General features: G+C 57.3%; 3 protein-coding genes. 1 reads left to right on the top strand and 2 read right to left on the bottom strand.

All coding sequences use genetic code 11. The features are described 5' to 3' along the window. Nucleotides 1-219: 219 nt before the first annotated feature. Nucleotides 220-996 (bottom strand): C4-type zinc ribbon domain-containing protein, encoded by a 777-nt coding sequence (locus Q0K00_RS11765; protein WP_297229761.1) that lies wholly within the window; start codon nucleotides 994-996, stop codon nucleotides 220-222. 35 nt (nucleotides 997-1031) lie between these two features. Next, nucleotides 1032-1823 (bottom strand): Nif3-like dinuclear metal center hexameric protein, encoded by a 792-nt coding sequence (locus Q0K00_RS11760; RefSeq protein ID WP_297229759.1) that lies wholly within the window; start codon nucleotides 1821-1823, stop codon nucleotides 1032-1034. A gap of 433 nt (nucleotides 1824-2256) precedes the next feature. Here Q0K00_RS11760 and Q0K00_RS11755 point away from each other — a divergent pair, with 433 nt between their 5' ends. Then, the gene (locus tag Q0K00_RS11755; protein WP_297229757.1) at nucleotides 2257-3177 is read left to right on the top strand and encodes an ankyrin repeat domain-containing protein; all 921 of its coding nucleotides are present in this window, start codon (nucleotides 2257-2259) and stop codon (nucleotides 3175-3177) included. Nucleotides 3178-3484 lie beyond the last annotated feature (307 nt).

Genomic DNA, 3484 nt, shown 5'->3' with positions numbered 1-3484 from the left:
GCTTGTTGGTTTGTCTGCTAACTTCCAACTTACCGAATGAGGAAAGGGTGAACAACCTATCGGAACACAACATCTAGAGCCTTTTCAGTTTGAAACGCTTCGCGTTTCCAACCATACGGCCTGTCGTTTCGCGGAAAAAGCGCGGTTTTTCCGCTCACTTTGGGCCGGGCGGCGCTGTGCCGCCGCCTCGCGTTTTGCCATTTTCAGCGGCAAAACGCGCTAGTCCACCAGCGTCTTGGGCGTTTCGGGGATGCCCGGCGTCACCGGGAAATCAAAATGCTCATTCCAGAAAATGAGACGCTGGCAATTGGGGCAGCTCAGGATCTGCTGACCACGCTGCAGTTCGATGTAGGACTGCGGCGGCACGGCGATATGGCAGCCGGTGCAGATGCCTTCCTTGACCGCCACGATGACGGGATGCTCGAGCCGCTTGCGGATAAATTCGTAGCGCACGAACACAGGATGCGGGATGGCGCTGCTGGCGGCTTCCCGCTTGTGCTCCAGTTCAGCCAGACGGGTACGGCAGGCGGTAAGCTTTTCTTCCAGGCTGTCGCGCCGCACTTCAAGCTCGGCCTGCAGGCCCGTATGGGTCAGGTCGATCTGCGCCAGTTTCTCATTCTGGAGCTGGAGCTCCTCCATGAGAGCTATCTTTTCCTCTTCGCGGGAACGGATGACCTTCTCGATGCTGTCCATCTCGCGCATCATGGCATGATGCTCACGCTGGTTCTCCACCTGCATGAGCTTGTTCTTGCTCTTCTTGATGCGGGCGGAATCGTCCTCGATCTCAAAATCGAGTCGTTTCTGCTGATCCTGAAGATGGTTCAGCTTTTCCAGCACGCGCTCACGCTGGGCATTGCTGGCATCAAAACGCTGCTGCAGATCTTCCAGTTCACGCGGCGCACGCTCCAGCTCCTGCCGGACGGCAAAAATGGCGTCATCTATTTTCTGCAGCTCCACAAGCTGCCGGATCTGATCAAGGTAAACGGCGGTACTCATATTTTCCTCCCAGAAAGCGTACCCGTGTCACGCCGTCAGGCCGTCCAGGGCCGTAACGGTGAAAGCGAAGGCACAAAAAAGACATTGACGCCCGGCAGCAGATGCTGCAGCAGCGCACACATACGGCGCATCATCTCTTCTTCAAGGCTGTGATGTCCCACGTCCGCCATGCAGATCTCCGCTTCCAGCGCCGTATGGTACTTCACATCGCCGGTGATGAAAAATTCCACGCCGCAACGCGCCGCATCTTCCAGCAGGGAAGAACCGGATCCCGTACAATAGCCGATACGCCGCACCTTTTCCGGCAGCGGCCCGCACAGCGTCGTTGTGGAAAGATCCAACCAGCAGCCAAGTCGTTGCAGGATGGCGGAAGGCGACTGCGGCGCGGGCAGATCTCCGGCCAGCCCAAAGCCTAACGGCAGAGTAGTCCCTTCCGGAGCCGGAGCGGTCGGCTCGATGACCGCCCGAGCGGTCAATCCAAGCTCGTCCGCGACCCAGGCGGCCGGGCCGGAGCTGTTGACATCCAGCGAAGTATGACAGGCGTACAGAGGCACATCCGCGCCCAGCAGGAGCCGCAGCACCTCATGGTAGGCATCCAGGCGGCGCGGCAGGCGCGGCTTGAGCAGCAGCGGATGATGGCTCAACAAAAAGTGCGCGCCCTTGTCAAGCGCCGTCGCCACGGACGCGGGCGTGGGGTCGAGACAGACGGCAAGCTGCTCCACCTCCGCACGGCGAGCGGCTACCTGCATCCCGGAGCAATCCCAGGCCGCCTGAGTGGACGGCGCGGCAACTTTTTCTATGGTCGCAATGATTTCAGTAAGTTGCATAACATCCCCGCCAAATAGAAAGGCACTTTTTCCAAAAAGGGAAAAGTGCCTCATGCAGTGCTGAATGCGTCCGCTCCTGTCCTTTTGACAGAAAACGCTGCCCAGTCTTGCTTGCACACAAGCAGAATATGGCATCCATTTCGCTATTTTGTACCACAATCGCCATGTTGTCAAGAAGACACTGGCCTTTTGACAGGGATGTGCGGCTGATGCCGTGGTGCGTGCCACGGCCTGCTTGCGCCGCCCCGGCGCGACCATTAGCCGTGCTTGTTCCGGGGCCCTCTTGCCGCTGCCGAACGGCATATGCTAAAGCGCAGGAGTACTCTACAGGCTGAAGAGTGGTCGGCATGGAGAAAGCCTTTCTCATGCCGCTACGTTTCGGCCTGTGTATAGGACCATATTAACCCATCTTTCGTTCAAGGGAGGTTGTCTTATGAGGGGATCCCGTATCGTTTTTTTGCTCGTTGCGTTTTTTATCCTCTGTGCACCGCTCAAGGGAAATTGTGCGAATATCAGTGAGCGCGATGCCAAGAGAGGCGTGACGGCCCTGATGGCGGCGGCAAGAGATGGCGACAGCCAAGCCATTCAAACGTTGCTGGGCAACGGGGCCGACATCAATGCGCGGGCTAAAAATGGCATGACAGCCCTGATGTTCGCGGCAGAGAAGGGACGCAGTCAGGCCATCCAGACCCTGCTGGACAACAAGGCCGACATCAACGCGCGAACCGAGAGCGGCCTGACAGCTCTGATGCTGGCGGCACAACGAGGCCACAGCCAAGCCATCCAGACCCTGCTGGACAACAAGGCCGACATCAATGTACGGGCTAATAACGGCATGACAGCTCTGCTGTCGGCGGCATACTGTGGTCACAGCCAAGCCATCCAAACGTTGCTGGGCAACGGGGCCGACATCAATGCGCGGGAAAAAGACGGCATGACAGCCCTGATGCTGGCGGCAATCGGGGGCCAAAGCCAAGCCGTCCAAACGCTGCTGAACAACAAGGCCGACATTCATGTACGGGATAATAATGGCAGGACAGCCCTGATGGTGGCGTTGACCGCGCTTCGCGGTCCAAACATCCTCACGCTGCTGAACGACCACGAGCCCACCCCCAACCAGGCTATCCAAATACTGCTGGACAACGGGGTCGACATCAATGCGCAGGATAAGGATGGCCTCACAGCCCTGATGATGGCCGTAGAGCATGGTCCCATCCAGGCAGTCAAGAAGTTATTGGACAACAAGGCTGATCCGCTTGTAAAGAGGAATGATGGGACCACTGCCCTTGATATGGCTCGTCGTCTCAACAATGCGGATGCCGTCAGGCTGCTTGAACGATACGGCACGAAGTAGAGCAGTTGGGCACACATCGCGGATGTGCACGAAAAAGCCCGCCTGGAAAATATCCAGGCGGGCTTTTTCGTGCACGTTTTCCGTGTGGAACGCTTCGCGTCGCCCCCATGTGGACTGTCGTTTCAGGGAAAAAACGAGATCTTTCCACTCATCTTGAACCGGGCGGCGCTGTGCTGCCGCCTCGTAGTTTACCTTTTTCAAAGGCAAAACGCTGTAGCCGTGAAAAAAGATAGGGTCATGACTAGCAGAGAGTCCATAAAGAGGATAAAAGCAAGTTATGACAATGAAAAACAAGTACGCTTGCCGT

The organism is uncultured Desulfovibrio sp. (genome assembly GCF_944327235.1).
Taxonomy (GTDB): Bacteria; Desulfobacterota; Desulfovibrionia; order Desulfovibrionales; family Desulfovibrionaceae; genus Desulfovibrio.
The sequence above is the reverse complement of the archived record's forward strand: the minus strand, read 5'-3'. Positions and strand labels throughout refer to the sequence as shown.

What these genes read in the sequence shown, in the direction of transcription:
- Q0K00_RS11765 (WP_297229761.1), bottom strand. Translation starts at nt 996, where the DNA reads ATGAGTACCGCCGTTTACCTTGATCAGATCCGGCAGCTTGTGGAGCTG.
- Q0K00_RS11760 (WP_297229759.1), bottom strand. Translation starts at nt 1,823, where the DNA reads ATGCAACTTACTGAAATCATTGCGACCATAGAAAAAGTTGCCGCGCCG.
- Q0K00_RS11755 (WP_297229757.1), top strand. Translation starts at nt 2,257, where the DNA reads ATGAGGGGATCCCGTATCGTTTTTTTGCTCGTTGCGTTTTTTATCCTC.